This window comes from Moorena sp. SIO3A2 (assembly GCF_010672265.1).
Taxonomy (GTDB): Bacteria; Cyanobacteriota; Cyanobacteriia; order Cyanobacteriales; family Coleofasciculaceae; genus Moorena; species Moorena producens.
Genome location: NZ_JAAHHC010000007.1, coordinates 177792 through 204081 on the forward strand (window position 1 = coordinate 177792; position 26290 = coordinate 204081).

The following is a 26290-nucleotide window of genomic DNA, read 5'->3' on the forward strand; positions in this document are numbered from 1 at the left end:
GCTATTAGCTTTTAACTTACAGGCAAAGGCCAACGGCTGACCACTGACCACTGACCACTGACCACTGACCACTGAAGGCTGACCGCTGAAGGCTGACCGCTGACCGCTGACTGCTGACCGCTGACCGCTGAATACTTAAATTAATTTCAATAACATACTAAAGAATCGCGAGTATCAACACCAGTTATCAGCATTCAGCGATTAGCGCTTTCAGCTATCAGCTATCAGCTATCAGCTATCAGCTATCAGCATTCAGCGATTAGCGCTACGCGCACGCTACTTGAGGTGCTATTAGCTATCAGCGATTAGCGCTACGCGCACGCTACTTGAGGTGCTATTAGCTTTTAACTTACAGGCAAAGGCCAACGGCTGACCACTGACCACTGACCACTGACCACTGACCACTGAAGGCTGACCGCTGAAGGCTGACCGCTGACCGCTGACTGCTGACCGCTGACCGCTGAATACTTAAATTAGTTTCAATAACATCCTAAAGAGTAGCGAGTATCAACACCAGTATCAGTTATGGGATTAGTAGCAGAAGCATTTTTGCATAGCTCCCGGTATTGCTTAGAATCCAAAATTGCAAAGGTGAAGTCAGCGCCGGTAATATTTGCTCCCTTGAAGTTACATACATTAATGAATGCATAGCTAAAATCTGCTCCCTGTAGATTAGCATTAGTGAAATTAACTTTGGTAATGTTCGCACCCTTAAAGTTAACATTGCTCAAGTTGGCTGACTGTAAATTGACACTGCTAAAAACAGCGTTATGGAAGTCTTGACCGGATAAATCCTGACCGCTTAAATCAGTGTTTGCAAAGGTAGCTTTAATGGTGGCAGCGCTTTGGGCTTGGGCTGGCAGAGGCAACACTAGAATAGTTAGTGCTAGTAGAAAGGCTGCCAGGTGTAGAAAGTACTTGCAGTACTTCATGAATCGCTCTAATCCTCCTTTTGATTAAAAGTTGCTGACAAGGGTAACTATATCAATCTCTGTGAGAGTTGTGAATAGGTAAATATAGGGCAATTGTCAGCAAGGTTTGAGGGAGATTGCTTATGGTTTTAAGGCAAGAGGCAAGAGGCAAGAGGCAATAGGCAATAGGCAAGAGGCAAGAGGCAATAGGCAAGAGGCAATAGGCAAGAGGCAAGAGGCAATAGGCAAGAGGCAAGAGGCAATAGGCAATAGCGATGCATCAAGAGAAGGATATTGAGAGCATAAATGAATTGTGAGAATTTTTGTTCCCTGTTCCCTGCTCCCAGATCCGCTGTTCCCAGATCCGCTGTTCCCGTTGCTATAGACAGACATGAGTCATCTTGGTAAAGGTTTATCCCAGATTACGTATTTCAATAAGTAGTATATAAGTTACGGAATTCTGTTGGGAAGCGATTGACATGATTGTCACGCTACGCGATGAAGCGTTCGCAAAGCGTGGCCCAAAGGCCTCAGCTTCCGCGCTTATGCGATCGCATTCTGGGGCACTTTGCGATTGACCTTGGCCTTTAGGCCACGCTACGCGAATGGTCACGCTAAAAGCGATGCTCGGTACGAGCCGCTACGCGAACGCAAAAAACAGACTTTACTGAGTATTAGGACTTACGCATTTGCCCCCTAAATCCCCCAATTCTGGGGGACTTTGACATCATTACCCCCCAAAATTGGGGGGCTAGGGGGGCGAAATCAACTTAACCGCGTAAGTCCTGAGTATAAATACTTGTTTATGATCCTCTGACCCATTGCATTCCCATGTGGGTACTATAGCAAAGGAAGTATTGTTTAAGACATCGTCTTTTGATTGAAAGGGAGCAGGGAGCAAGTAATAGGCAAGCTAGCAAGAGGCAAGAGGTAAAAAATCCTGTGTACCTGATTAGGATAGAAACGCTATAGTCTTATTTTGTTTTTGTAATTTATTGTTCAAACTCCTGAATTTTTTTCATGTATTTTTTTGATGCTCCTTCAGATAATTGAAGTCTTTGTTCTTTTTTAATGCGGAAATATTCATTATAAATTTCCTGACTTTCTTTCTGCTCAAGTAAATAATCATAAGGACCTTTGCCAGACAAAAGTTTAACTAATATAGGTGAGATTTCAATAGTGACGAATAAGGCAGTGATTAGCCAATTAATATTACGAATATTCGGATCGTCTTTAGATAGTTCTTCTAAAGCAACAAGACGGGCTAAGAAGCCATCTGATTCTTTGTCAATTTCTTGATTCAGTTGTTCTAAGTTACTCTCTGGTGACTGCAAAATCAGGTTACGTTCTTGCCTAAGCTTATCTATTTGTTCCTCTTTCTCCTTAACTTTATTATCTAATTCAATAAATTGTTGTTTTATTTCATCTGCATAATTTCGTTTGTCTTTATAAACAATTCCTTTTCCAAATTGGCCTGTTCCCTGTGTACCTTCTGCTTCTGCATTAGCAACATTTTCGGCGTCTTCCCATTCATTTTTGTACTTGTTTTTTTCTTGATTTAAGGCTTTAATTTCTTGTTCTAATTCTTTTATTGGTTCGCTAACTTTTTCTTTTCTTGCATCATCTTTTTGTTGTTTTATTTTCTGATTAATTTCTTTTTCAAAAAGCCTCAATTCAAGGGGTTTAGCCACCACAAAGCTTAATAATAAGGCTATTACTAATCGAAGACTAGTTGCTGCAATAAATGACAATTTTAAATTTGATTCCGATTTTTTTCTCTTAGAGCTTAAAATTAAAAAACGATCTAAGTTAAAAACTATAAAACTCCAAAAAATTCCTCCTACACAAGAAGCTGCTACAGAACCGAATACTGTATAAAGAGCATAACCACCGGAAAAAATAGCCGTTGTTGATGTTAGCAAAACCGTGGTACCAATTGCTGTATATTTATATCGTTCTGTCAAACATTCTTTTTGGGCCAAAATATGATGATCTGCACCAGCAGACCATAGCAATAATTTTTCTAGTGAATTTAAATTATCTTTAATTGTTGGAGCCTGTATTAGGTGTTGAAGTTCAGCTGGTAAGGCAATTTCGTTTATAAAAGTACCAACCGCTTCAACACCATAAGCATTAAGAGCACTTTTGATATTTTCTGTAGCTCGTTCCTGGATTTGATCCCGTTGTTGTAAGAAGTCTAAGACATTATATTCTTGAGCATAATTACGGAAGTAATTACCAACCATCGGTTCTAATACCCTATTCACAAGGTTTTTAATGGAGCTATATTTAACCGCACCATTAGACAAGCAGCTAAGAACTCCTCCTTGTTCCTCAAATTGCTCAGAACTATTAGCATTTGGTGAACCCACACGAGAGATCATTTTAGGAGAATTTTTTGGAGCAATATTAATAACCTGTGTGACTTCAATTTTAAAAGTAAAGCCATCTTTAGAGCGAAGGTCTAAGGTTTTCAAATTAGAATCGTAGTTGGTTGCTGGTTTATCTCTATTCGTCCATTCCAAAGTTATTTCATGGGCAGGAACTATTACTATACTTTTCACTCTTGTATTGATAGGATGTGTTCCAGCTTCTATTGGTATGTTCTGAATCCCTTTATACCCAATTGGAACGATATTAAACTGATAACCATGAGTAGTTTGCTCTTGATTTGCTTGGCTATTCTTACCAACATTTGAGATTAAAACTCCAACTGTTCCAGATTTAATATTAGTTAAAGGAACTTGTTCAACTTCCACAAACCAAGGATTTAAACTCCAAAAACCTTCTTCGATAAATTCTTCTTGTAAACCTCGATAGCCACCTTTTTCAATAAACTCCTGTGGCTCCTGAAACTTATTATGTCCCTTAATAACTGCTCCCGCAATCTCCCCTCCTGGTAAGGGCTTACCATCAAAAGTGGTAACAATACCAATTTTACCTGATTCAACTCTGTAAACTTTTAATTGTTCTGGCTTCAGTCCATATTGCTTGGCATTGTCAGTAGTAACTACTGTAAATAGTTCAGTGTTTATTCTATAGTAACCTTCAGTAAGAATTGCTCGCTGTTTACCTTGTTGACCACCGTTTTTGACAAAGGCTTCAACATTCTGAAAATTATCGCAATCTACAGCTTTACCTAGTATTTGTCCTGGTGGTAGTTCAGCACCATCTTGAGCAATAACTAGCCCTATCTCCCCTGATCGAATATTAATTAATGGTACATTGTGAACTTTAAACAACTCTGTATTAATGTAGTGAATTCCAGGAGGAAGAATTGCTAATTGGTTCCCTTGTTGACCGCCGTTTTTGATAAATGCTTCAGCGTCCTGAAAAGTGCCACATTCAACAACTTTACCAAAGTTCTGACCAAGTGGAAGTGGCTCACCATCCCTTGCTTCCACTAACCCTACTTCATTAACTCCAATTTTGATAAGTTCAACTCTCTTAATTTTGAAAAGTTCTGTATTAATTGCGTATTTGCCAGTAGTAATAATCTTTAACTGTTGGCCTCTATATCCTCCATTTTTAATAAATGCTTGAGCATCTTCAAAATTGTTGCATTCAACAGCATCACCAAAGGTTTTTCCAATCGGAAGTGGCTTGCCATCTTTCGCTTCTACTAAGCCAATTTCATAGTCATTAATGTAAGTAATTGGCCTTATTTCAACAGAAAACAGTTTAGTATTAAGGCGATAAATACCATTTTTTAAAATACCTAACTGCCTACCCCGTTGACCACCATTTTTGATAAAGGCACGACCATCTTGAAAGTCATCGCATTCTTCGACAACTTTACCAAACATTTTACCTGTGGGAAGAGAATCACCATCGTTGGCTGTTACTAATCCAATTTCATCTTTATCAATCTGTATAGCCTTTTGTATGACAACTTTATACGTCAACGGAGAGCGAAAATGTCGTCCAGGACCAAGAGTATCAACCTGCCAACCCATTTCTCCATTAAGAGCAATTTGACGATTAGATGGTAAAGGACTACCAAACTTTTGATAAACAATTCCCATCTCATCTTGAGAGATTACATAAACGCCAGGTGCCCGATCAATTGCCATAACAAAAACTCCACTTAATTAGTTAACTAGTTATTTAAAATAATAGTCTTTCCCTACCTTAATCGTTATTATTTGAACGTGAGTTCGAGGAACTGGACAAAGGTGAAAGGTAAGCATTCAGCTCTCAGCTATCAGCTCTCAGCTCTCAGCTCTCAGCTTAAGCGCTACGCGCACGCTACGCGAACAGCTCTCAGCTAATGGGCTACAGATGGTGCTACTTGAGATGCTATCAGCTAATGGCTTGTGGCCACGCTACGGTAACAGTTTCTCCCCATAGCGTGAGCCTTGGCCTATGGCCACGCTACGGGAATGGCTGACGGCTGACGGCTGACGGCTGAATGCTTACGGTGAAAGAAAGGCGCTCGACTAGATTTGAAGCCATTGAGTCTCAGCCAGCTATGACCAATATTGTATCGCGTTTGGATATCACCCGTATGTTCTGTGAAGTAGACGACTTTTTTCAGTTGTTTGAGTGTTACTGGCAGCAGTTGCCCCAATTACCTTCCATTGCAGGGGAACGATCCTGTCGCTCTCGAATGAGTCGAGGGTGAGATGATGACCATCGTGATCGCTTTTCATGGTTCTGGGTTCCCTAGATTCAAAAAGTAGTATATAAGATTACGGAATTCTGTTGGGAAGCGATTGACCTTGGCCTTTAGGCCACGCTACGCGAATGGTCACGCTACGCGATGCTCGGTACGAGCCGCTACGCGAACGCATTCTCGGGCAGTTCCGGTACATGGAAAAACAGACTTAAGGAGTGACACCGAAGCGATAAGGGAAGCGTACCCATTCTCGGCCAGGGTAAACGCCTAGAAATTTGGATCAAAAGTTACAGCTAAAAGGTAAACCATAGTATGCCCAATAGTAATCCTTGTTGACGATTTCTTGGGAAAGAATAGAAATTCAATAATTCACAAATTAGAAATTTTGTCAAGCACATTTAGAGGGAGCAGGTCAGTTTTGTAAGAACAAAAGTACTATTAAGCCCTAAAACTTGGAAGTTTTGAGGTAAGCATTCAGCCGTCAGCTAATGGGCTACGCGCACGCTGCGCGAACAGCTAATGCGCGTAGCCCATTAGCTGAATGCTTACCATTAACTCAATTTTTTTTTGAAATTCGAATAAATCCCATCCTAAAGAAGTTTTTTTGTTCAAAGTCAACGAATTTTCCCCTGACTTTGAACAAAAATCAAAGTCGGATTTGCGTACGCAACCAGAATTTAGAGTACTCTCAAATCGACCTTGGATAACACGGCCAATAATTGAGCAATGTTTTGGGCTTATTGAGAATCAACCGGGTGATTAGAGATTTTTGATACTATTGTTTACTTTTTAACTGTAACTTTTGATACACAATTAGAGGCGTTTACCCTGTTTATGAGGTTTTATATGAGGTTTATGAGGTTTGATATGAGGTTTGATATGAGGTTTATGAGGTTTATGAGGTTTGATATGAGGTTTGATATGAGGTTTATGAGGTTTGATATGAGGTTTGATATGAGGTTTATGAGGTTTGATATGAGGTTTGATATGAGGTTTATGAGGTTTTATATGAGGTTTTATATGAGGTTTTATATGAGGTTTTATATGAGGTTTATGAGTTGACAAATACTTTTAATTAGAGTTAATCTTTATATCAAAGGAAGCAAACTTTCCTTTCTCGAATACAATTACGAGTTGTGAAACAGATGAAAAAAACCATACCCTTGCATGTCTAGCGCGTACTAAAGAATCAGTTGCCGTGGGAATAGGTCTTGCGTTGCAGAACAAATGAACTATGTACCATCAGAGCAAGCTTAAACCCATGAGGGGGCTAGAGATTTAGTACAAATGTTCTGCATAAGTGACATGCTCCCAAACAGACTTGAGGAGTTACACCGAGCGGAAGTACTCAACGCAATTTTATAGCTGCTATCAACAGGGAGTGCTGGGAAGATGGTGCCCGATGGTATCCTCACTAAATGGCAACAAAAAAAGAGTTGGGGCTAGGATAAATAGAATGATATATTGACTGGCCTAAAACTTTTAAAACAGGCTTTTTTTGCTTGTCAAGTCATTTTTAATACTGTCTTGTTGAGGGTTGCTCAGGGTAAGCTATTAGCCATCAGCCATCAGCTATTAGCCATCAGCTATTAGCCATCAGCTATCAGCCCTCAGATATCAGCTATCAGCCATCAGCTTATGCGCTACGCCCACGCTACTTGAGGGGCTATCAGCTCAGTTCGCTGATTGGGAGCTGATTGGGAATAGTTCCCAATCATTATTTTGGTCATCAATTCGGTCATCAAGGGTGTTATGGAAAATAGCAAAATAACCACAACCCAACTATCTTTACCCAAAGGCGGCGGAGCGATTCAGGGCATTGGAGAAACGTTTCAGGCTAACGAATTTACAGGAACAGCAGGGCTGTCGATTCCGATTCCGACAACTCCTTGCCGGGGTTTTGAACCGCAGTTGAGTGTTCAGTATAGTTCTGGTTCGGGAAACGGGCCTTTTGGTTTGGGGTTTGCTCTAGCTATTCCTATTGATATGGGGGCAGGAAGTCAAGGAATGCCAATCGCCGCTACTCGGAATAGGGTCAGCTCGCCCGATAGAGGGAACCGGAAAAACCCTAAGAAATTTGAAAGAGGGGGAATTGTTGAGGAGTTTTGGCAGCAATGGAGCCAACATCAAGAGGCTCTTTATCGGTGCTGTCTGCAGTTGATGAATTTCAACCCAACGGATGCGGAGGATGCCCTGAGCCGGGCTATGCTGAAAGCTGTTGAAAAGGTGAAAAAGTTTGCGGGGAAAATTGCTAACTTCAAGGCTTGGTTGCGGAAGCTGACTTACAACGTATGCATCGATATTATCCGAGAACGTTCTCGGGGCCCTGCGGCTGTAGAAAGCATCGAATGGGTGGGGAATACGGAGGAAATGAGTACGTCGTCTGCGGTGGAGTCGCCAGAGACCTTTCTGGAAAGGGAGGAGAGATCTATAGAGATACGAAGAGTGATCGCTTCTTTACCCGAAAGGATGCGGGAAACGTTTATTTTGCATTTTTATGAAGAGCTTACCCATACAGAAATTGCCGAGCGGCAAGGGATATCCTATGACAGCGTATGTAAGCGCATCTCAATAGCTCGCAAAAAGCTCAAACAGATGTTGAGCGCCTATTTCATTGAGTCGGAAGTGGCTGTGCCCAGCACGGCAAGCTCGGAAGCGGGTATCCAAAAGTCGGGCAAGAAATCAGAAGATTGGGCGGAAGCCTCAGTGCAGCCGAAGAAATCGCCTACCCCAGGCGAATATGGAGAAAAGCAGAAGGAAAGGTCGGCTGAAGAAAAGAAAGGGTTAGAGACGGCGACGGATTCGGCAGAAATAGAGTGCGCCGAGGTGGTAGTGGCAGAAAAACCAGAGCGTGTCGATGGTGCAGTCGGGCCAAGGGAACTGGTTGACGAGAATATTTCTAATTTGATTAATGTTAGTGACGAGCTACCCCTATGCTCAAGAGAGGCTGTTGCCTTGCCCAGTTCGATGTTGGATGAAACTTGGGCGGAAAGGGGAGGGGCGATCGCTTCGTTATCCAAGCAATTGCGCAATAGGTTTAGTTTGCATTTTTATCGAGAGCTTACCCATCCTGAAATTGCTATGGGGCAAAAGTGGATAGTCCCAAATTCGAGGATGGCTCCTGTTTCCTTGCAGGATTCTACAAGGGATGATATATGGACAGAAAAGGGAGGGGCGATCGCTTCGTTACTGGAACGAGGGCGCTCTAGGTTGATAAGGGGTTTTTATCAAGAGCTTACCCATCTAGAAAAGACAGAACAGGATTTGTGGAAAGCTGACGCTATTGTCAATACAGTCTGTTTTGTTGCTGAGTCAGGACTTACGCAAAGCCCCCTAAATAACCAAATTATGGGTAACTTTGACATCATTATTCTCCAAAATTGGGTGTTTAGGGGGGCAAAACCAACTCAACTTCGTAAGTCCTATGAGTTTGACACGGGATGAGAGATTGAATGAAAATTAAGGGGGCGATCGCCTGACTGCCTGACACATCTGTGTGAAAACTAGGCTGATCAGGTTCTACACTAGGCTGTTCACTCTAGGACTTGATTGATGGGATGAGTTCATGCATAATCTGTGTGAAGAGGTTGCCAGGATCTGCCCATGATACAAGGATACAAAAGCTCAATTGAGCGTCTGGCCAATTTATTTAAGCAAAGCCGTGATCGTTGGAAGCAAAGAGCGAGTGAGAAGCAAAAGAAATTGCGAGCACAAGAAATCCGGATTCGGGACTTAGAGAAAAGTCGAGCCCTGTGGAAACGACGAGCCCAGATAGCGGAAAAGGAAGTGCGAGGGTATCGTCAACAGACCTCATCCCCATCGCTTAGCCCCCTGTCTGATCAGACAGCAGTCCCCCCCCGTCCTTAGGCGGCTCTGCCACCGTTGGGATCGTTGAAACCCAAGGCACCCTGTTAGCCAGCCACCATTATGGAGCATTGACGATTAGCTTAGCCATCTCGTTTGTGGTTGAAAGTTTAAGCAGTTTCCGGGGAGCCTCGAAAAATTTTGCCCTATTGAGTCGGTTCATCGGTCAAATTTTACCGAGTTATAGTAGTATTCGGCAATGGGTATTGCGGATGGGACTATACTTGCTACAGCGTCCGTGCGAGTATCGTCACGACTGGCTATACATTGCCGATCTTACCCTGGAATTAGGGGCTCACAAATGCTTAGTAGTGTTAGGAATCAGCCAAGCTCGGTGGAAGCAAATCGTCGAGCAATCAGCTGGGAAATTGTGCTATCAGGACTTGTCACTACTAGCGTTAAAGGTCATGAAGAGCACTAAAGGAGACTTGATCTACCCCATCCTCGAAGCGGTTGGTGACCAGGTCGGGGTCCCCTTACAGCTTGTCTCAGACCAAGGCAGTGATCTCTATAAGGGCATTCGCTTATACCATCAAGCTCATCCTTCTGTGCAGGTGACCTATGATGTGACTCATCAAAGTGCCCGATTACTCAAAGGTGAGTTAGAGCTCGATCCAATCTATCAGCGCTTTGTCAGTCGGTGTACCCGTACTCGTCAACAGTTGCAGCAGAGTCGATTATCTTTTTTAAGACCACCCGCACAACGATCCAAAGCTCGATACTTCAATATTGACACCTTATTGAAGTGGGCCAAACTCGTATTGGCCTATCAGAAGCAGCAGGATTTCTCAAGGGTCAATCCTGGCTACTGCTTAGATTCGAGTGCCTTAAAAACCTTGAGTGAGCAGTTGACTACTGAGGTCAATGCGGCCTTAAAACCCCTTAAACAAAAGCCATTTCCTGACCAGAAAGCCTTTATTGAAGCCCTCAAAGGGTGTCTTTCAGAGGCAGTTTTCTGTGACGTTGGTTCCTTAATTTGCCAAACCGCTGACCTCGGTAGACGGTACTTTGAGGAAAAATTGGGTTGGGTGTCGGACTATCAGGAGGCCCTCGAACCCTTCAACCAGATGCTTTTCTTAGTGCGCACCCTCCAATACCAGCTTAAGCATCAAGGGTTTAACCAACACTCGAAAACAGACTTTATCAAACAAACAGCTGATTTAACCTTATCGAAACGATTAGAGGACTTTTTGGCCAAGTTAATTGCCTATATTGACCATGAAACCACAGCATTGCCTCCTAATCAGCCCCTACTTGCCTCTTCTGATCTCATCGAGTCTGTGTTTGGTAAATATAAACTGTTTTCCCAAAGGTCATCCCTGAAGCATATGGGGCATTTACTCTTGACACTGCCTCTGCTCACCACCCAGTTGACCTCTGAACTTGTTAAAACTGCCATGGAAACAGTTTCCTTCTGTGATGTCCAACATTGGTATCGACAGCACTTTGGAGAATCTCCCTTGGCCAAGCGTCGGGCTATTTTTCAGACTACAAAAATTGACATATAAACTGCATGAACTTTTATCGGCATAAGGGATTCAAACTCAACAGCCTAGTTCTACACTGTAATGACCGGATGCGCGAAAACCAGATCTGGTCGTAGTAATCAGACTTGGCTTGATGGCTAGCAAAGCATGGTTGTGGATCAAGAGGCAACAATGGTACTGGCGTTAAAAGTAGCCGACCTTTATTGACTACGCCCTTGAGCCAACGCAGACCAATTTTGAGATAGCTGAGGCCTCGAAACCAATGGGGATCTACCTGTCGCCGTAAGCCAACAAGAAGAACAGCCATGCCACGGGCGGTGGTGGCGTAAAGCAAGGCCACGGCAGCCACGGGCATAAGCCGCTAAGCGTGCAACAGCTGAGCGAATGCGAGAGTCTTCGAGCTTCTTTGGCTCCGGATTTGCGATTCTATAAATAGTTCCTCTACCCTAAAACGCAAACCGTATTGCCACAAAGAAAGTAAGGTGGGAGGCTGATCGGTAATAACGGCCCAGGGCTCCTTGACCCCTTTGACCTTGGCTAATACAAGATTACAACGATGTACTCCATCAAGCCATAGACCAACATTACGATAAAAGACAGCTTCTCCTAATGGTGGCCAGAGATAGCTGACTTCAACGGGATAGCGATGGGGGCCATGAAGCAGTACATCACAGGGCAATCGTAGGCAGTAGTGCCAATTGCTAGCTTGTAACCAACTAATCAGATCGTGGTTTGCTTTGCCCCGATGGGCTTTCAACATCACATCAGGATGTTGACTTCATAGCCACTGGCTTCGACGTAACTTGGGTCGATATGTATCGAAGGCTACTGCCGCGCTGTTGTGTTCCAGTACCCGCCATAGGAATGGTACGGCGCGACCACAACAGACCACCGATAGATGAATCATACAGTAGCGATTCCAATTGACTGTGGTATCGAGGGCAAGATCTAGACGGTGAGACTGCCAATCTTTTAAGGCGAGTAAAAAAGCGGGGAAAATAAGCGCGACTTCACACAAATGGCGAGTATTGCTCAAAAAGCGCTGCCAAGGCGCGTTCAACACTTTGGGCAAATTTGGCACGACTCGGGACATAAGGCTCCGGTGGCCGGTTGGCAAAACTATCCACTACAGATTAAGGCGCTGGCCAAAAGGCCACGCTACGCGAACACCATCCAAGCATTAGCTTTGATATGACGCAGTACGCGGTAGCGGCTGTATTGACGCAAAAAGTTAAATAGCTGATTATAAAGTTGGGTAGAGTAAGACATGCTTGCTGTTGAGCTAGTTGTGTAGTGACTCTTGCGCTTGCCTATCACTCTGCCCCAATTCTAGCAAACAACGTCATTGCAAGCTTTGAGCCACTTGTGTCAGGCAGCCAGGGCGATCGCTCTTTCCCGAATAGCTACAGGAAAGCAGGTTTTCCGAATAATCTCATCCCGACCTGACTTTGACGGGCTAAAAATGGAAAGCGAGAACTTCCGTAAGAGGAGGCAGGCAGACGAGGGAAAGGGATTGACTTGGATGGGGTATACGTAAAAAAAACGGGAATGCGGGTAAAAAATTCAGAAAATCAACAAGGAAAACGTCTGGTAGATGAGAGTGACGAAGATGACAAGGGATAAAGCTTGAGTCCAATGTGGTCAAAGCTTTCTCTGGGAGTTAGAATCACTCAGGTAATTGAGCAAAAATAAACAACACGAAACAGAGGACAAATCCAATGTTAAATTTAGTGAAAAAGACAGTTGTCACAGCCATCGCATGTCTGTTTACCATGATGCTTTTTACATCGGGATCGGCCATGGCAGGGAATTATCTGGGATTCAGCACTCCAAATTGTTCCGGCATACCAGTTCTTGAGGCTGATAATCCTATTGAAGCCTGCTTTGCTCAACCCGGTGTTGTATCATGGTGGGATTATGCCGAATGTCATCCGTGTGATTTCTGATTAAGTGCTACCCATGTAGCGATTGGAGTGGAAAAAAGCGCATTAACTGTTTTGTTATCAGAGACTAACTCAAGCCTTATAGCGCTTTTCAAGTTGATGGAATACAAAATTGTATTGACTTGCTATTCGGCTCAACAATGACCTGTAGTAAACTATCTTGAAAACCGCTGTAACACTCCACTCCTAACCCATACTCCTTAAGGGGCTCCCATTCCTTGGAAGTACCCTTAAGGGGTGAAAATACAGCTACAAGAAAGATAGACTGTATAATAGACTGTATAAGGGATAGAGCTTTTATGCCTTTGATAAAATTGAGGTGTTTATGAGGTTTGAGATTCATCAGATCAGTAGCGAGGTCTGACCAAAGTTCCATGGATCGATTCAACCCATAGAGACCCATATAATCCTATCCAAAAATAACTGTGTATTTTAACAGAACGTTTCTTTTCATTCGGGCGACAAATATACTCATTAACTCTCATTTTTTTTTGGGAAATATTTTCCCTGGAAACTGGCTAGGTTATAAGCGAGAGTAATGAGCGAAATAATAGCCATAAAACGCGGCTTATTAACTATCGTATTTTGTCAGATTATATTATCCAGTTTTGTAATGTTTGAACATTGTTTCAATACCCCAACGATTCCCATAAAGCGACTGCATCAAGACAATTATAAAGTCAGTTGACTCTTCTGGAGACTTGTCAGGATATAGCGTTTCTAGGACTCATGAGGTACAGTAACAACAATGAGTTAACCAGTTATGAATATTTTCTTGAGTCACCTTCAGCATTGCGGAGGTAATCCCATCAATTAAATCTTTATAGGTTCTTGCTCCGATTTTTTTTAAAGTACTTTTAACTTTTGATCAAAAATTTTATATCGGTTCTCTTGGTGCGCGTTCACGCTTAGCTTTGAAAAAGCGCGGGGTCGCACCGCGAAAATTCGGGAGAGTAGGGGGGTAAATAAACTAGTTTAGCTCCAGCTTCTTCAATCACTTCTCTTACCATTTCTCCCAAATGGATTTTGGCATTATCCATAACAACACAGGCATTATCCCAAAGTTTTGGTACTAATTTTGGCCGAATAAATCCTTTGATAGTTGTGAACTTCTTGTTTTATTATTTGCTTGATTGTAAGAAACCACAACAGTTTTGCGCTTAACTTAAGCAAATTCAAAAACCTTTGAATATTGCGTACTCTGCTTTCATATTTTATTGGCTGTGGAAAGAGTTTTGCCAATCTCGATAAGCTAACATTTCGATGGTCTTGCAGGAGCAAGATTAACAATTGTAGAGTTAAATATTGGCAAGTATTCAGATGAGTCTCGAAGACGGTTTGGTAGAATTGTTCGCGTAGCGTGGCCGAAAGGCCAGGGAACATTATTGATTTTGGGGAGGTCTCATACCTCCCTATTTTTATAGATAAGGATTGGCTTAAAGCATTATTTTCTCTACTTTATAGCTCCCTTGTCACCCCTTGAGAAAAACCTCACAAACGTCTCTATTTTAAGTGAGGACTTAATGCTCTATCCATTATCCAGACTGTTTTATAGCCTTGTTGTCACCCCTTGATAAAAACCCTTGACAATTAATAATATAATCGTTATGATTATATTATTAATTTCAAAACCACTTTTGAACTATGCCTGACAACTTTCGCCCGAATCAAGAAAACAATCCTGAGGAAATCACTCCTAGTAATACTCCTCAGGAACCTTCTCCAAAAAAATACCCCGTTCAGCACATTCTTAAGGGCTCCCGCCGGGCAATAAGCAACACCATGTATACCCTTTCTGCACTGCGTTATGCCCAAATTTCCGACTGGAGCCCCCTTCAGCCGACGGGAATTCCTGGCGAATTCATCACCACTATGACGAAGTACATAATTCTAGATTAGACTAACTTAGTAGGGGGGGTTTCCCCCCTAGCCCAAGAATTAAGTCTGTTCGCCTAGGGTGGCCTTTGGTCAATTGGATCGGATTATTTCTGGGTTAGTGTACGAAGTTCAGGCATAGTAAAATTTCCTAGCCGTGGAAGGTATTTCTGCGGCTATTTTTTTTGGGGAGTTTAAGGTTAGAAGGTTTAAGGTTGAAGGTTAGAAGGTTGAAGGTTAGAAGGTTAGTTAGAAGGTTGAAGGTTAGAAGGTTGAAGGTTGAAGGTTGAAGGTTAGAAGGTTGTTCGCGTAGCGTGGCCTATTGGCCAAGGTTAGTTAGAAGGTTGTTCGCGTAGCGTGGCCTATTGGCCAAGGTTATGAGGTTGTTCGCTTTTGGTGTTCGAGAAGGGTAGGTTATTAGGTTGAACGCGATGGACGCGCGTCCCGCTTTTAGCGATCGCGTGGCCTATTGGCCAAGGTGATTAGGCGTTGCATATTGTCGTGGAATGGGGATGTTGGTGGAATGGGGATGTTGGTGGAATGGGGATGTTGGTGGAATGGGGATGTTGGTGGAATGGGCATCTTGCCCGTTCCATTTCTGACGGATGAATGCTTACGGGATTCCTAAATATGATCAGACGAATACATTCCTTATCTACCGAATTCAAAACTGCTATAATAACAAAAAGAGGTAATCAATAAAATGGAAAAGCTGACGGTTACTGCTACCCAAAAAGAGTTAATTAACCTAGTTGAATCAGTCACAGAAGAAAACAAAGTTTATGAAATAGAGGTTTCTAATGGCTCTGCTGTTTTAATCTCTCGAAAAAACTATGAAAGCTTACAAGAAACATTAGAATTACTTTCCATCCCTGGAATGAGGGAAAGTCTACAAATATCCCTTGAACAAATAACCAATCATGAAACCTACTCCCTCGATGAAGTCTTGGGAGACATTGATTAATGGTTGTAAGCATTCAGCTTAAGCGCTACGCGCACGCTACGCGAACAGTTCTCAGCGTTTTTCATAACTATAAGGTAGACAGGATTTTTTTCCTGTTCCCTGTTCCCTGTTCCCTGTTCCCTGTTCCCTAAAACCCAATAATTTGCACCTCACCCAATTGCAAACCGCTGTATAATGCTCGCTAACTAACCATCACACGCCGATTGTACTCCTCAACCAACTGTGCCTCATGTTCACCATGGAAAAATGACAGCAGAGCAAACCGTCGTCCTTTAATAACATCTGTAACCTCGTGAAGCAGGGAACAGGAAAAAATCAAAGCACTGCCTGTTTCCGGCTGATATAAATCTAATCCGTATTCTGGAAATCTTAAATAGCCCCCTTCATAGTTTTCCACATTCAAATTAATAGTCATAGCAAAGCGACGGTAGGCAGTTCCTTCCGTAGCATCATCCCGATGGGGTCGAAAATATCCCCCAGTATTAGCATCATAGCAACCAATCCGAAAACTCTCAAATCGAGTAATTTCAAAATGAAAAGCTTTCTTGATTGCAGGGCGAACCTGTTGACGGATGAAATATCTTAAACGTTGATGGGTTTCCCCTTCTTGAAGAAAATGGTCTCTCCGTCTTTTATAATCATCGTCCTCAATGGGAGTCAATTCTCCCTTATGCTCAATCATTGAATAGGACTCTTGATTGCCTTCAGTTTCCCAAACATTAATTAGGGTTTGACAAAACACCCGATCCAAGACATTAGGAATAAATAAAACTGGCGCTTGATTAGTAATTTTACGGGGAGCTTCTGGAGATTTATTCATTATAGTTAATTAATTAAATAATAAAGGGAGTAGGGAGTAGGGAGTAGGTAAGAGGTAAGAGGTAAGAGGTAAGAGGTAAGAGGTAAGAGATAATAGGTAATAGGTAATAGGTAATAGGTAATAGGTAATAGGTAATAGGTAATAGGTAATAGGTAATAGGTAATAGGTAATAGGTAATAGGTAATAGGTAATAGGTAATAGGTAATAGGTAATAGGTAATAGCTAAAAAATCCTGTGTACCTCATAAGCTATAAGAAACCATATATTTAATTATCAGTAGGATGCGTTATTTCAGGCACCCTACTGGGCTGTTGCCTATGGGAGCATGTCAGTTTTGTTAATCCCTGATTCAGATCCCCCTAAATCCCCCTTAGTAAGGGGGACTTTTGAATCTAATTCCCCCCTTTTTTAAGGGGGGTTAGGGGGGATCTATATACATAATTACAAAGGTTACATGCTCCCGTTTCCTATTGCCTATTGCCTTGGGCGTAGCGCTATACTTCACCAGTCCTAGTTATATAACATGACCTGGATGAAAACCAGGTTTTGGAGGACTGTAGAGGTCTTCGAGAAATGGCGGTGGTGGTGGTCCTTCCCGCAGAATGATACAGTCGTGGGGTGGCGGTGGTCCTTCCCGCACAATGATCCAGTCCTCGATTGGAGGAGGTCCTTCTCGTATAATTGGGAAGTCTCGTATGTCATGGATCAATTTCGTCCCCCCCTTGATGTCTTTAGTTTTTTCGTGACCAAAATTGGTCACATACTCTAACGATTGATCATCACTGGGAGAATCCAGTTCGTAGATTTTAACAAAACTCGCGGAATTCCCCACCTTCTTTAAAGGTGTTGAAGTTACCGTAAGGATAGGGTCGCCTTTATGGTTAGTCGATTATGGGTAAAAGGGTTAAAACTTTTTGATTAAGGCTCCACTATCCTAAGGTTTCGTCTCTGGGATGGATAGCGAGACGAGGACTTGTTGCGAATCGTGTTATAATAAAGTTGGTCGATGACCCGCCTGACTGACTAAAAGGCTACCTTAAAGGTGTAAAAGTACTAGCAGAGCTCAGGGAAGAGACAAGCCCCGGCTGGTTGGCCATAGAGCCGTAATTCCAAGGTGAGTCTGTCGAAAAACTATACATCTGCGGAAGGCGGATGTCTGCCTGTGGACGCTGAGTAAGACCAACGCTAGCTTGCTGGTTGAGGCATCGGCGGATGAAGCGGGAAGCCCATTTGACGAATAAGACCGTCCCTGATTTGAGTTGAGATTGGAAGCCCCAGCCTCAGCGAAGCAGGCTGGGGTACTTCACCCATGTTGCAATGTAACGTTAAGTGGACAAATTTAACACTATAGCGGTTTTGAATTCGCTGAGGTACACAATTTTTTGATTTTAGGGAACAGGGAATAGGGAATAGGGAACAGGGAAAAAATCCGGCGTTGCTGATTCTGGGTATGGTTTCGCCCCCCTAGGGCGTGTTTTCTTGCCTCGGAGATCCCCCGTTGGTCCCCCTTAAAAAAGGGGGACTTTGAGTATGGCTCCCCCCTTTTTTAAGGGGGGCTGGGGGGGATCATAATCTTGCGGAAAACTTTGAAAACACGCCCTAGCCCCCCAATTTTGCGGTGCGACCCGTGGCGAATTTAATTCGCCAACGGAAAGCGCACCGGCGGGGGAACAAAACTCTCAAAGTCCCCCGCCCCCCTAACCCCCCAAGCGAGGGATTGCTCGCTTGGGGGGAATTAGCGGATGCTTCGCTTTTTTAAAGATGGGGACCCACGGGGGCTTTAACAAAACCACATGATCGCGCATTCATTCCTTGATTCAGCAACGCCAAAAATCCTGTGTACCTAATAAGTATTTAAAACGCTATATTTTAAAATTAAATTACCAAATTTATGGCTATGATTATTGACATTTATCAATTTTGTCTAAAGCAATCTTGGCTTTGAAAAGAACTCTCCAATAGGCTAAATTACTAGTCCATGCTGTTCGATGTAACAAGGTGGGAAGAGATTCTCCTGGAGTTTTAGAGTTATCAAGGGATGGTTCTAACGAGTTATTTTTATCCTGCATAGTGGTATATAGCGTTTGGATCTGGGTTGTAAACACACGAATTGCTGAAAAAGGCAAAAGGCAAAAGGCAAAAGGCAAAAGGCAAGAGGGGAAAGAGTAAATGTTGCGTAGGGTGCGTTAGGGACGGGCGAAACCTTATTTTCTCGGTAGAAAGTGTTAGGAAATTCCGTCCCGTAACGCACCACCCAAATAGCAAAAATTAGATGTACCCGAGTATGGAGTAGGAAATAGGAATAAGATTTGATTATTTAATCACTGAAAATTATTGTTGTTATTTACAATAATAAGTTGTTTTTTAGTGCTACAAGAGCTCAGTAAAATTCAGAGTTTACCGACAACTGCCGCTAAGTCTATAGGGGTTTACTAGTAAGCGTGAAGTAAATTTATAGCAATTCTCTTTCCCATGAGGGACAAAGGGATCCCCCTAAATCCCCCTTAAAAAGGGGGACTTTGAGGTTGATTATTACACCTCATACATGCAATAAACGCTATAAATTTTCTTCCCGACTCCCGATTCCCTTCCCCCCTTAATAAGGGGGGCTAGGGGGGATCCCTGCTCCCCCTTAATAAGGGGGGCTAGGGGGGATCCCTGCTCCCTAAAACCTATAAAGACGCCACTAATTCTTTTTGATCTTGCCAATGGTCTGACCACTGAATGCGATCAGCACTAAAGTGAAGGGGATCATTGTTTGGCCAAGGGGTGTTAATTGGCTCTTCAATAATTTCAAATTCACCATTATCAAAGGGAAGTCCTTGGGCTTTTACTTTAGGCACAACTCGCTCTCGAATTCCTTGAGATGCTTGAGTTAAGGCCCGATGGTGACAGTAAGGATTATTCCCTCTGCGGTCAAAGAACACATGAGCGGTCCAAGAGCAACCACCGCGACATAGTTCAGCAAATTCGCAAGTCTTGCAGAAACCCCACAGATGGGATGTCCCTTTGGGAGTATCGGCTCCTAGGTTAAACCGCAATTCTTCAGTTTCTTCAATAATTTTCCTGAGAGAGTGGTCTCGGATATTACCTCCGGTGTAAGCTGAAGTCGGTAAGGAGGGGCAACCTTTGATCGCACCATCGGCTTCAATACCCAAGGTAGAGAGTCCAGCTTGACATCCCTGCCAAAATGTCCAGGGATTGCTATCTCCTCGCCCTCGCAGTAATCGCTCGTAGGGACCGTAATAGCCTACATTATTTCCGGCCTGTACTTTCACCCCTTCCCCATAAGCCCGCTCAACTACACGAGCAATCATGGGATATAAATCCAGCAGTTCATAGGGTTGGAGCAGAATGTCGTAATTGTCAGCTGCATTTCCCATGGGTACAGTTAACTGAATCTGCCAGGCGAAGATTCCTGCATCCCTAAGCAGCTGGTAAATCTGGGGAAATTCTGGTGCGCTGAGGCGATTGATTTGAGTATTGCAGCCGAAAGGAATACCAGCTTCCTGGAGATGGCTCATGGTCTTAAATGCCCATTGCCAAGAACCCTTTCTCCCCCGTAAGCGGTCGTGGGTTGGTTCTAAGCCATCCACAGAAACGGAAACTACCCGAATTCCAGCCTCTTTCATCCGGCGGGCTGTCTCTAAACTAATCCCAAATCCACCAGTGGTCATACCACAAACCATTCCTGCCTCGGTAATGGCTTTGGCAATCTCTAGCCAGTCCGGACGTAAGAAGGCTTCACCCCCAATTAAGGTGACTTCTGTAATCCCAACTTCGGCCATCTGTCTGACCAAATCCAGAGCTTCCTCTGTAGACAGTTCTTTTTCCCGTGCATGACCAGCACGAGAACCACAGTGCTGACAAGCTAGGTTGCATTTAAGAGTAATTTCCCAAACCGCATAACTAATTCGGCGATAAGTCATAACTAAGCACGTTTGTATCTAGGTTGTAAACACACGAATTGCAGGAAAAGGCAAAAGGCAAGAGGCAATAGGTAAGAGGGGTAAGAGTGTGGGAAGTTTGGGGAGATGGGGAGATGGGGAGATGGGGAGATGGGGAGATAGGGAGATGGGGAGATAGGAAATATTTTTATAGCGTTTATCTTACTGACGAGGTACAGTAAATTTTCGTCTTACCCCGACACCCGACTCCCGATTCCCGATTCCCGACACCCGACACCCGACACCCGACACCCGACACCCGACTCCCGATTCCCTCGGTGCGCTTTCCGTAGGCGAATTAAATTCGCCACGGGTCGCACCGCTCCCGACTCCGTAGACTATGAAATATTGTCTGTGTTCGCGTCTTTTGAAATGTAAGCAATTTGATCAGGAGGTAGGGAAACCCCATACAATGCGATCGCTTGAGGAGGTTTCGGTCCAGGCTCGATGACTACTCCATAGACGGGCTGAATCGTAATAGGTGGCTTATGTTTGGGTGGCTCAATCGGATGTATAGGTCCCCATGGCCAACCACAGTAGCCTCTAAACACGCCACCAACAAGTACTTCTAGGTCTTCTTCACTGAGATGCTTGAAATTATCGTCTAAATCTCTAAGCTTATTCTCATCGAGAATTTTAGCTGTGGTAGTTTCCAAGTCTTCTGGTGTGAAATCAAAGCCAGCATCTCGCACCATGGTTTGGTAGTCTTCTGGACTTGCAGCATCTTCAAGCTGGCTACGGAAATTTTTATCAGCAGCTAAGCGCTTAAAGAAAAGGATTACACTTTCTAAAAACATAAACGTTCTCCAACCGTCAATACTATAAATAAAAATCCCATAGCATAAATTTGTCTCGCCAATCTGGCTAAATTTACAAATCTTATTAATAAAATACACAGGATTTTTTCCCGATTCCCTGTTCCCGATTCCCGATTCCCGATTCCCTGTTCTCTACTCCCTTTTGTAAGTTCATGTAGGGTGGGCAGTGCAGCAGACAGATTCAGAAGTTTGCAAAGCGCGTTGCTAGACACTGCCCACCCTACGATTAATGACTTTTGTAACTGATTAACTGCACTTGATATGACTCTGCTACCTCTACCGATCTTTTTTTTAAAACCTGGGAACTTTCACTTCACCTGTGCGTCTGGGGATGGTGTTTGGGAGGGTGTCAACTCTGATAACTAAGGAGTTGAGCTGTCTGGAAGAGTTATCTAAATCAGGAGAGTTGTGTTCTATGTCTAGTGCGTCTACTTGGAATTCCACGAGCACTGCCATGTTGCTGTTGGGAATAGTTACTGGTGTCACTGCGCCGATGGTAATTGCGGTACCAAACCAAACTAGCTTTATTGATATTCAAGGTCATTGGGCAAAACCGTTCATTGAAGGGTTGGCAGCAGAAAACCTGGTAAGTGGATATGCTAATGGCACCTTTAAACCTGATCAAGCTGTTACTTACGCTCAGTTTTCTGGGATGGTGAGCCAAGCTTTCAGCGAAAATAATTTAGCCTTGCCCAAAACATTTGATCGTGAAGCGGCTGAGTATTGGGTAAGTCGTAACCTAACTGAGCAGGATAAATCCAACCGCCAACTACGTCCATCTTCGCCACTGTCTCGGGGACAAGTATTGGTGTCATTGACTAATGGTTTGGGTTTAAATGGTTTGGGTTTATACTCTAGTAGTTCAGTAAAGAACACCCTCTCTTCCTATGAAGACCTATCCCGAATCCCTGACTATGCCAAAGATAGCGTTGCGGCTGCTACCGAAAAGGCTATGGTGGTTAACTACCCGAATGTAACCTATCTTGATTTTGGTAAACCTGCCACCCGTGCTGATGTGGCAGCCTTTATTCATCAAGCTTTGGTGAATCAAGAGGTATTAGCTCCCCTGTCTAGTCAACATCCAGCCTCTCAATATATTGCTCAGCTGACGCAAGAGACTAAACCTGTCACTGACGACAGCCTGATGGAGGAAACTGAGCCAACTGAAAAAACTGAGGGGACTGAGGGGACTGAGTCCACTGAGTCAATGACTACTAAAGATGAACTCCCAGAAACTAAGGAATATCAAGTTTCCAAAGGCACAGTGATTAATGTAGCCTACACAGTATCAGAAAAATTGGCTGTGGAGCGTGGTGAAACCATTGATATGACGCTGTTAGTGGCTGAAGACATCAAAAATGAGCAAGGAATAGTATTAATTCCAAAAGACAGCGAGATTGAGGGTCAATTAGTACCGCGTTATAGTGGTTCTCAGTTTCTTGGTACTCAGTTTGTGGCTCAAAAACTTAAAATTGGTGAATTATCCTATAACACCATCAATGCCACCTCGAAACTGGTTACTGATGCTAAGCCTGATGATACGGAGAAACAAACATTAGAAGGTGCTGCGGTTAATATTTTGACTGGTGTCTTAACTGGTGGTGATTCTAATCAAGAACCCGAGCAGCAAAATCCAATGATCATTAATCCGGAAGAGGATTTACCACTAACACTGGGTTCTGATTTATATCTGCAAGTAGCTACTAAAACGCGAGAAATGCCAGAAAGCCCAGAAGCCCCAGAAGCTATGGACACTGAAGAAATCCCAGAAGCTATGGACACTGAAGAAATGCCAGCAACACCAGAAGCCCCAGCAGTTCTTGAAGCACCAAAACTTGAGCTTCCGCAAGTGCCACCCTTACAGGTTCCAACTCGTTAACCAACCTACAAAAGTTCCTAGTTAGTGCCTAGTTAAGGACTCAGAAGAGACATGCGATCGCATGTCTCTTCAATTGTATCGAGGCAAACGCTTAACAGTCGGACAGACTATCAATACTGAGGGGAAGCATTTCTCCGTTGATCGTCAGTCCTAATAACATCGGCTCTTGGGGTTCTATAAACTTGCCAGTCAGTACACAACGCTCTTTGCGCTCAGCGATCGCTTTAATGGTGGCTCTGATATCAGACTTACAAAATTGAGGTCGATAATCACCGGACTTGTGCTGGACATAGTTCCAGAGAATATCTCGAATCAGAGCTTGATACCCCTGACTGCCAGAAAGTTCTTTGAGTTTATCTTTCAACTGTCGCTCCAGGCGGATGCTGGTAACTTCCATATCAGTGGTTGAGTTTTGACGGGTGAGTGTAGGCATTAATTTTTTCCTCCAAATATCTGGACATTCCCGTAATACAAGTGTAGTATTTAAAAAGCGGCTTGAAAATCGTTTTTCACAAATTTCGCCTTCAAACATTTCATCTTCTATGAGTCATCATTTAACCTCCTCCACCAATTGCTCAGATATCAACTGCTTCGGCGGTTCGGGATTCGGGGCAATATGGGTGGAGCTTTTGTTTAGGGGCAAATATGACTCGATCGCACAGGGAACAGTCGAGTATAGAAGGCATGATTCACAACCAATCAATTGTCGGCCAGAGATCAATCTGAAACTAAATAGACACAGCGGGAGGTATAGGCGAACGCTAGCAGTACTGACATAGCAATCAGCCTACCCTAAAAAATCTTAAACGCCCCCGCTCCTGACAAACAGAAGCGGGGGTTTGGTTTATGAGGAGTCAATCCGTGACAAGCACAACTGAGGTGTTGAGGCAATCGGTAGTGGTTTTTTCCAAAAACTACTTACCCATTAATCGAGTCAATATCAAACGAGCGATTGCTCTGTTGGTTACCGGGAAAGCTGAACCAATCGATTTCTTTGGTGGTAAGGGCTACAAAGTCCGTTCTCCTAGTGTGGTGATCTTGGTACCAAGCCATATCCGCTTGATAGTTACCGAAACTGAACCAACTTGGCGAGTTCCTCCAGTAAATCGGCGGGAGGTCTTAAGACGGGACAAGCATCGGTGCCAATACTGTGGCAGCACCAAAAAGCTAACCCTCGACCATGTCATGCCTCGGTCAAAAGGCGGGAAACACAGTTGGGACAACGTCGTTACAGCATGTGAGCGTTGTAACAGCCTTAAAGGCAACCGCACTCCCCACCAAGCGGGAATGAAATTACCCAGGCAGCCCAAAGCACCCATGCATCCAGCTGTTGCTTTTGCGGAACAGTTTTGGCGTCAACAGCAAATCAATCGGTTAGAGGAGGAAGTTACAGGTAATGCTGAAACTGATTTATACCGAAAATAGCTTTTATCTAGAGCGTTTGGCTCAATCCCTAGAAGAATGGGTAACAAAACGAACCCTTGTCTCGCTCCGTGCGGGTGCAAGTTTCTATATCGAACCCAGCACTGCGTCATTTTTGCTACCAGCTAACTTGCCCCACCTCAGGGAATTAGAGGTGTTTGTGGAGCAAGACAAAACCGATGCGATCGCATTATCGATTTGTGATGCGGAATATGTTGAAGTAAGCCTACAAGGCACCTGGCTAACGTCAGATCCAGAAGATGAAGAGGGAATTTTTGTAACAGCAATGAACTATGCTGTTGAGTTTTTTCTCTATCAGCTGTGGCAAGAGGCTAACCATCGGGCTTCTGTTCCGAAGGATTGATTAAGAGGCGCACTTAGGTGTGCCTCTTTTTTACAGTTTTCTTTTAACAGTTCTCTTTAAACTTCTCAATGTCGATAGGCACCGATTTCTGGTTGAAACGGTACCACTTCCTGGTGTACCTCTACCCCCAACTGCTCTAACATCCCTTGCAAAACTGGGTCAGGAGATAACCTTAAATAGCTAGCCGTTACTTCTAAAGGGACATGGCGATTACCCAAATGATAAGCAGCTCGCAGCAAATTCACCGGTTTTTTGGCAGTGACAGTCAGTACCGGTTCTGGTTTAGCAGCAATTCGGATCATCACCTTCGTATCTTCAGCTTCCAGTAAATCCCCATCCTGCAAGACACTGCCCCTAGGCAAACGCAAATACAAATTTTCACCATCCGCTGTTTCAAAGCGGTGGCGAGTTCGGGTACGCTCCTCGGCTGTCAAGGAGAGGGTAAAGCCGACTTTAGTATTCTGATTAGCTCTGAGGCGTTTCGTAAAGGTGAGCATGGGCAATTTACCATTGCTTAATTCAGACTTCTGTTTAAAACAAATACCAAGTGAAGTGAGCAAAGGTAAGCTATCAGCTATCAGTTATCAGTTATCAGCATTCAATTATCAGCATTCAGTTATCAGCATTCAGTTATCAGTTATCAGTTATCAGCGGTCAGTTATCAGCGGTTAGCTGATTTTATTCAAAAGCTGAATGCTTATGATGGTTGACACTCCCCGCCCTGGAAGGACGGGGATTCTTGCTTCTACGAGGTGACTTGTAAAACCCTTGCCGGAGCCAGAAAAAATAGAGGTCTCCTCGACCCAAGCGTAGTTGGTCTATGACCCAGGTTTCGGTGTGCCGGAAACGAAACCTTATCAGAGGGTCGCCTTAATCAAAAAGGTTAAAACTTTTTACTCATAGCCGACTAACTATAAAGGCGACCCTCTGAATACGGTAACTTCTAACCCCACCGTACCTAATCTAGTTAACAAGTTAGATAAACTTTTTCTTGATCTTATGTTTTCGTAGATATCCAAATCTAAGAATTTGATTATGCAATAAGCTGATATCTTAGCTTATTTTTTACATCATCTACTTATTTTAAGATCATGTTTATCTATAACATTATTTTTTTTTATCTTAACACGATGCGATCAAACCGTCAAGTCTTAATTTCAAAAAAAGCCGTCCCTAGAAGTTACCGTAAGAATAAAGAAGCCTTTAAAGGGGGCAGGCTATGAGCAGAAGGGTTAAAACTTATTAATTAAGGCTTCAAAATTCTAAGGTTTCGTCTCCTATAAGGACGGGGCTTTAAACCCAAATTTTTTGGTAAATCCCCAAACTTTCAATTATGTAACATCTCGAACTATTAAATTATCCCAAATGAGGTTTATTT

Annotated in this window: 30 protein-coding genes and 3 pseudogenes; 15 read left to right on the plus strand and 18 right to left on the minus strand. The window is 43.4% G+C overall.

Translation table 11 applies throughout. From position 1 onward, the window contains the following. Positions 1-479: 479 nt before the first annotated feature. A complete protein-coding gene (locus F6K64_RS10235; protein ID WP_008179508.1) occupies positions 480-932 on the minus strand; it encodes a pentapeptide repeat-containing protein in 453 nt (150 codons plus the stop codon). A 120-nt stretch (positions 933-1052) separates the two neighbouring features. After that, the gene (locus F6K64_RS10240; RefSeq protein ID WP_154659672.1) at positions 1053-1304 is read right to left on the minus strand and encodes a hypothetical protein; all 252 of its coding nucleotides are present in this window, start codon (positions 1302-1304) and stop codon (positions 1053-1055) included. A gap of 181 nt (positions 1305-1485) precedes the next feature. Between F6K64_RS10240 and F6K64_RS10245 the strand changes: the two genes are divergently transcribed. After that, a complete protein-coding gene (locus F6K64_RS10245) occupies positions 1486-1611 on the plus strand; it encodes a hypothetical protein (protein ID WP_267875562.1) in 126 nt (41 codons plus the stop codon). Positions 1612-1903: 292 nt separating this feature from the next. Here the strand turns inward: F6K64_RS10245 and F6K64_RS10250 are convergent, their stop codons facing one another. Continuing rightward, positions 1904-4984 carry a DUF4407 domain-containing protein gene (locus F6K64_RS10250; protein ID WP_008182783.1) on the minus strand — a complete coding sequence of 1027 codons (3081 nt, stop codon included), beginning with the start codon at positions 4982-4984 and terminating at the stop codon, positions 1904-1906. Positions 4985-5382: 398 nt separating this feature from the next. Here F6K64_RS10250 and F6K64_RS10255 point away from each other — a divergent pair. The 5 genes and pseudogenes from F6K64_RS10255 to F6K64_RS10275 all read left to right on the plus strand — a co-directional run. Continuing rightward, positions 5383-5587, plus strand: a pseudogene (locus F6K64_RS10255) (IS982 family transposase); the annotation flags it as partial. Between the two features lie 39 nt (positions 5588-5626). Further along, positions 5627-5800, plus strand: a complete 174-nt coding sequence (locus tag F6K64_RS10260; RefSeq protein WP_154659753.1) for a hypothetical protein — start codon at positions 5627-5629, stop codon at positions 5798-5800. A 1481-nt stretch (positions 5801-7281) separates the two neighbouring features. Beyond that, complete coding sequence (locus tag F6K64_RS10265; protein WP_008182775.1) at positions 7282-8973, plus strand: RNA polymerase sigma factor; 1692 nt, start codon at positions 7282-7284, stop codon at positions 8971-8973. A 159-nt stretch (positions 8974-9132) separates the two neighbouring features. Further along, a complete protein-coding gene (locus F6K64_RS10270; RefSeq protein ID WP_008177637.1) occupies positions 9133-9396 on the plus strand; it encodes a hypothetical protein in 264 nt (87 codons plus the stop codon). A 68-nt stretch (positions 9397-9464) separates the two neighbouring features. Next, positions 9465-10901 carry a hypothetical protein gene (locus tag F6K64_RS10275; RefSeq protein WP_008177632.1) on the plus strand — a complete coding sequence of 479 codons (1437 nt, stop codon included), beginning with the start codon at positions 9465-9467 and terminating at the stop codon, positions 10899-10901. Between the two features lie 13 nt (positions 10902-10914). Here the strand turns inward: F6K64_RS10275 and F6K64_RS10280 are convergent, their stop codons facing one another. From F6K64_RS10280 to F6K64_RS10290, 3 genes are read right to left on the minus strand one after another with little or no spacing between them, the layout of a single operon-like run. Beyond that, a complete protein-coding gene (locus F6K64_RS10280; protein WP_229414470.1) occupies positions 10915-11235 on the minus strand; it encodes a hypothetical protein in 321 nt (106 codons plus the stop codon). A gap of 6 nt (positions 11236-11241) precedes the next feature. Further along, positions 11242-11640: a hypothetical protein gene (locus F6K64_RS10285; RefSeq protein ID WP_008183801.1), complete on the minus strand. Its 399-nt coding sequence runs from the start codon at positions 11638-11640 to the stop codon at positions 11242-11244. Positions 11641-11658: 18 nt separating this feature from the next. Beyond that, positions 11659-11898: a hypothetical protein gene (locus F6K64_RS10290; protein ID WP_131826979.1), complete on the minus strand. Its 240-nt coding sequence runs from the start codon at positions 11896-11898 to the stop codon at positions 11659-11661. On the opposite strand from F6K64_RS10290, the gene F6K64_RS10295 reads away from it, so the two are divergent. Together F6K64_RS10295 and F6K64_RS10300 are read left to right on the plus strand one after the other, a co-directional pair. Then, a complete protein-coding gene (locus F6K64_RS10295) occupies positions 11899-12075 on the plus strand; it encodes a hypothetical protein (RefSeq protein WP_008183803.1) in 177 nt (58 codons plus the stop codon). 523 nt (positions 12076-12598) lie between these two features. Then, the gene (locus F6K64_RS10300) at positions 12599-12826 is read left to right on the plus strand and encodes a hypothetical protein (RefSeq protein ID WP_287265385.1); all 228 of its coding nucleotides are present in this window, start codon (positions 12599-12601) and stop codon (positions 12824-12826) included. Between the two features lie 724 nt (positions 12827-13550). Here F6K64_RS10300 and F6K64_RS10305 read toward each other — a convergent pair. Together F6K64_RS10305 and F6K64_RS10310 are read right to left on the minus strand one after the other, a co-directional pair. Continuing rightward, positions 13551-13926 (minus strand): annotated as a pseudogene (locus F6K64_RS10305) (transposase); the annotation flags it as partial. Between the two features lie 7 nt (positions 13927-13933). Beyond that, a pseudogene (locus tag F6K64_RS10310) lies at positions 13934-14206 on the minus strand (hypothetical protein); the annotation flags it as partial. A gap of 261 nt (positions 14207-14467) precedes the next feature. On the opposite strand from F6K64_RS10310, the gene F6K64_RS10315 reads away from it, so the two are divergent. After that, positions 14468-14722, plus strand: a complete 255-nt coding sequence (locus F6K64_RS10315) for a hypothetical protein (RefSeq protein ID WP_287265387.1) — start codon at positions 14468-14470, stop codon at positions 14720-14722. A gap of 426 nt (positions 14723-15148) precedes the next feature. Here the strand turns inward: F6K64_RS10315 and F6K64_RS10320 are convergent, their stop codons facing one another. Continuing rightward, positions 15149-15280 (minus strand): hypothetical protein, encoded by a 132-nt coding sequence (locus tag F6K64_RS10320; RefSeq protein ID WP_267872026.1) that lies wholly within the window; start codon positions 15278-15280, stop codon positions 15149-15151. Positions 15281-15401: 121 nt separating this feature from the next. On the opposite strand from F6K64_RS10320, the gene F6K64_RS10325 reads away from it, so the two are divergent. After that, positions 15402-15662, plus strand: coding sequence for a type II toxin-antitoxin system Phd/YefM family antitoxin (locus tag F6K64_RS10325; RefSeq protein WP_287265388.1), 261 nt, complete (start codon positions 15402-15404; stop codon positions 15660-15662). After that, positions 15662-15793 carry a hypothetical protein gene (locus F6K64_RS10330; RefSeq protein WP_287265390.1) on the plus strand — a complete coding sequence of 44 codons (132 nt, stop codon included), beginning with the start codon at positions 15662-15664 and terminating at the stop codon, positions 15791-15793. The genes F6K64_RS10325 and F6K64_RS10330 overlap by 1 nt, the downstream gene beginning before the upstream one ends. A 50-nt stretch (positions 15794-15843) precedes the next feature. On the opposite strand, the gene F6K64_RS10335 is transcribed toward F6K64_RS10330, so the two are convergent. The 3 genes from F6K64_RS10335 to F6K64_RS10345 form a co-directional block, all read right to left on the minus strand. Continuing rightward, positions 15844-16482, minus strand: coding sequence for a 2OG-Fe(II) oxygenase family protein (locus F6K64_RS10335; RefSeq protein ID WP_287265391.1), 639 nt, complete (start codon positions 16480-16482; stop codon positions 15844-15846). Between the two features lie 5 nt (positions 16483-16487). After that, the gene (locus tag F6K64_RS10340; RefSeq protein ID WP_287265393.1) at positions 16488-16727 is read right to left on the minus strand and encodes a hypothetical protein; all 240 of its coding nucleotides are present in this window, start codon (positions 16725-16727) and stop codon (positions 16488-16490) included. 269 nt (positions 16728-16996) lie between these two features. Then, a complete protein-coding gene (locus F6K64_RS10345) occupies positions 16997-17314 on the minus strand; it encodes a hypothetical protein (protein WP_287256888.1) in 318 nt (105 codons plus the stop codon). A 795-nt stretch (positions 17315-18109) separates the two neighbouring features. Here F6K64_RS10345 and F6K64_RS10350 point away from each other — a divergent pair. After that, on the plus strand, positions 18110-18241 hold the full coding sequence (locus F6K64_RS10350; protein ID WP_287253327.1) for a hypothetical protein: 132 nt from the start codon (positions 18110-18112) through the stop codon (positions 18239-18241). Between the two features lie 142 nt (positions 18242-18383). Here F6K64_RS10350 and F6K64_RS10355 read toward each other — a convergent pair whose 3' ends face one another. From F6K64_RS10355 to F6K64_RS10370, 4 genes are all read right to left on the minus strand, one after another. Beyond that, positions 18384-18551 (minus strand): hypothetical protein, encoded by a 168-nt coding sequence (locus F6K64_RS10355; RefSeq protein WP_287265395.1) that lies wholly within the window; start codon positions 18549-18551, stop codon positions 18384-18386. 603 nt (positions 18552-19154) lie between these two features. After that, on the minus strand, positions 19155-20411 hold the full coding sequence (locus F6K64_RS10360) for a nif11-class peptide radical SAM maturase 3 (RefSeq protein ID WP_287265396.1): 1257 nt from the start codon (positions 20409-20411) through the stop codon (positions 19155-19157). A 356-nt stretch (positions 20412-20767) separates the two neighbouring features. Then, a complete protein-coding gene (locus tag F6K64_RS10365) occupies positions 20768-21226 on the minus strand; it encodes a Nif11-like leader peptide family natural product precursor (protein ID WP_048815242.1) in 459 nt (152 codons plus the stop codon). Continuing rightward, positions 21217-21459, minus strand: coding sequence for a hypothetical protein (locus tag F6K64_RS10370; RefSeq protein ID WP_154659772.1), 243 nt, complete (start codon positions 21457-21459; stop codon positions 21217-21219). The genes F6K64_RS10365 and F6K64_RS10370 overlap by 10 nt, the downstream gene beginning before the upstream one ends. 203 nt (positions 21460-21662) lie before the next feature. Here F6K64_RS10370 and F6K64_RS10375 point away from each other — a divergent pair, with 203 nt between their 5' ends. Then, positions 21663-23126 carry an S-layer homology domain-containing protein gene (locus tag F6K64_RS10375; RefSeq protein ID WP_161603161.1) on the plus strand — a complete coding sequence of 488 codons (1464 nt, stop codon included), beginning with the start codon at positions 21663-21665 and terminating at the stop codon, positions 23124-23126. Between the two features lie 91 nt (positions 23127-23217). Here the strand turns inward: F6K64_RS10375 and F6K64_RS10380 are convergent, their stop codons facing one another. Beyond that, the gene (locus tag F6K64_RS10380; protein ID WP_044493063.1) at positions 23218-23559 is read right to left on the minus strand and encodes a hypothetical protein; all 342 of its coding nucleotides are present in this window, start codon (positions 23557-23559) and stop codon (positions 23218-23220) included. Positions 23560-23972: 413 nt separating this feature from the next. Between F6K64_RS10380 and F6K64_RS10385 the strand changes: the two genes are divergently transcribed. Both F6K64_RS10385 and F6K64_RS10390 read left to right on the plus strand, forming a co-directional pair. Continuing rightward, complete coding sequence (locus F6K64_RS10385) at positions 23973-24551, plus strand: HNH endonuclease (RefSeq protein WP_008183838.1); 579 nt, start codon at positions 23973-23975, stop codon at positions 24549-24551. Then, on the plus strand, positions 24523-24912 hold the full coding sequence (locus F6K64_RS10390) for an alr0857 family protein (RefSeq protein WP_008183840.1): 390 nt from the start codon (positions 24523-24525) through the stop codon (positions 24910-24912). Before F6K64_RS10385 ends, F6K64_RS10390 begins: the two co-directional genes overlap by 29 nt. A gap of 65 nt (positions 24913-24977) precedes the next feature. Here the strand turns inward: F6K64_RS10390 and ureE are convergent, their stop codons facing one another. Continuing rightward, on the minus strand, positions 24978-25409 hold the full coding sequence (ureE, locus tag F6K64_RS10395; protein ID WP_008183842.1) for an urease accessory protein UreE: 432 nt from the start codon (positions 25407-25409) through the stop codon (positions 24978-24980). Positions 25410-26290: the final 881 nt, after the last annotated feature.

What these genes read in the sequence shown, in the direction of transcription:
- F6K64_RS10235 (WP_008179508.1), bottom strand. Translation starts at nt 932, where the DNA reads ATGAAGTACTGCAAGTACTTTCTACACCTGGCAGCCTTTCTACTAGCA.
- F6K64_RS10240 (WP_154659672.1), bottom strand. Translation starts at nt 1,304, where the DNA reads ATGTCTGTCTATAGCAACGGGAACAGCGGATCTGGGAACAGCGGATCT.
- F6K64_RS10250 (WP_008182783.1), bottom strand. Translation starts at nt 4,984, where the DNA reads ATGGCAATTGATCGGGCACCTGGCGTTTATGTAATCTCTCAAGATGAG.
- F6K64_RS10265 (WP_008182775.1), top strand. Translation starts at nt 7,282, where the DNA reads ATGGAAAATAGCAAAATAACCACAACCCAACTATCTTTACCCAAAGGC.
- F6K64_RS10270 (WP_008177637.1), top strand. Translation starts at nt 9,133, where the DNA reads ATGATACAAGGATACAAAAGCTCAATTGAGCGTCTGGCCAATTTATTT.
- F6K64_RS10280 (WP_229414470.1), bottom strand. Translation starts at nt 11,235, where the DNA reads ATGCCCGTGGCTGCCGTGGCCTTGCTTTACGCCACCACCGCCCGTGGC.
- F6K64_RS10285 (WP_008183801.1), bottom strand. Translation starts at nt 11,640, where the DNA reads ATGTTGAAAGCCCATCGGGGCAAAGCAAACCACGATCTGATTAGTTGG.
- F6K64_RS10295 (WP_008183803.1), top strand. Translation starts at nt 11,899, where the DNA reads ATGGCGAGTATTGCTCAAAAAGCGCTGCCAAGGCGCGTTCAACACTTT.
- F6K64_RS10300 (WP_287265385.1), top strand. Translation starts at nt 12,599, where the DNA reads ATGTTAAATTTAGTGAAAAAGACAGTTGTCACAGCCATCGCATGTCTG.
- F6K64_RS10315 (WP_287265387.1), top strand. Translation starts at nt 14,468, where the DNA reads ATGCCTGACAACTTTCGCCCGAATCAAGAAAACAATCCTGAGGAAATC.
- F6K64_RS10320 (WP_267872026.1), bottom strand. Translation starts at nt 15,280, where the DNA reads ATGCCCATTCCACCAACATCCCCATTCCACCAACATCCCCATTCCACC.
- F6K64_RS10325 (WP_287265388.1), top strand. Translation starts at nt 15,402, where the DNA reads ATGGAAAAGCTGACGGTTACTGCTACCCAAAAAGAGTTAATTAACCTA.
- F6K64_RS10330 (WP_287265390.1), top strand. Translation starts at nt 15,662, where the DNA reads ATGGTTGTAAGCATTCAGCTTAAGCGCTACGCGCACGCTACGCGAACA.
- F6K64_RS10335 (WP_287265391.1), bottom strand. Translation starts at nt 16,482, where the DNA reads ATGAATAAATCTCCAGAAGCTCCCCGTAAAATTACTAATCAAGCGCCA.
- F6K64_RS10340 (WP_287265393.1), bottom strand. Translation starts at nt 16,727, where the DNA reads ATGAGGTACACAGGATTTTTTAGCTATTACCTATTACCTATTACCTAT.
- F6K64_RS10355 (WP_287265395.1), bottom strand. Translation starts at nt 18,551, where the DNA reads ATGCAGGATAAAAATAACTCGTTAGAACCATCCCTTGATAACTCTAAA.
- F6K64_RS10360 (WP_287265396.1), bottom strand. Translation starts at nt 20,411, where the DNA reads ATGACTTATCGCCGAATTAGTTATGCGGTTTGGGAAATTACTCTTAAA.
- F6K64_RS10365 (WP_048815242.1), bottom strand. Translation starts at nt 21,226, where the DNA reads ATGTTTTTAGAAAGTGTAATCCTTTTCTTTAAGCGCTTAGCTGCTGAT.
- F6K64_RS10375 (WP_161603161.1), top strand. Translation starts at nt 21,663, where the DNA reads ATGTCTAGTGCGTCTACTTGGAATTCCACGAGCACTGCCATGTTGCTG.
- F6K64_RS10380 (WP_044493063.1), bottom strand. Translation starts at nt 23,559, where the DNA reads ATGCCTACACTCACCCGTCAAAACTCAACCACTGATATGGAAGTTACC.
- F6K64_RS10385 (WP_008183838.1), top strand. Translation starts at nt 23,973, where the DNA reads ATGAGGAGTCAATCCGTGACAAGCACAACTGAGGTGTTGAGGCAATCG.
- F6K64_RS10390 (WP_008183840.1), top strand. Translation starts at nt 24,523, where the DNA reads ATGCTGAAACTGATTTATACCGAAAATAGCTTTTATCTAGAGCGTTTG.
- ureE (WP_008183842.1), bottom strand. Translation starts at nt 25,409, where the DNA reads ATGCTCACCTTTACGAAACGCCTCAGAGCTAATCAGAATACTAAAGTC.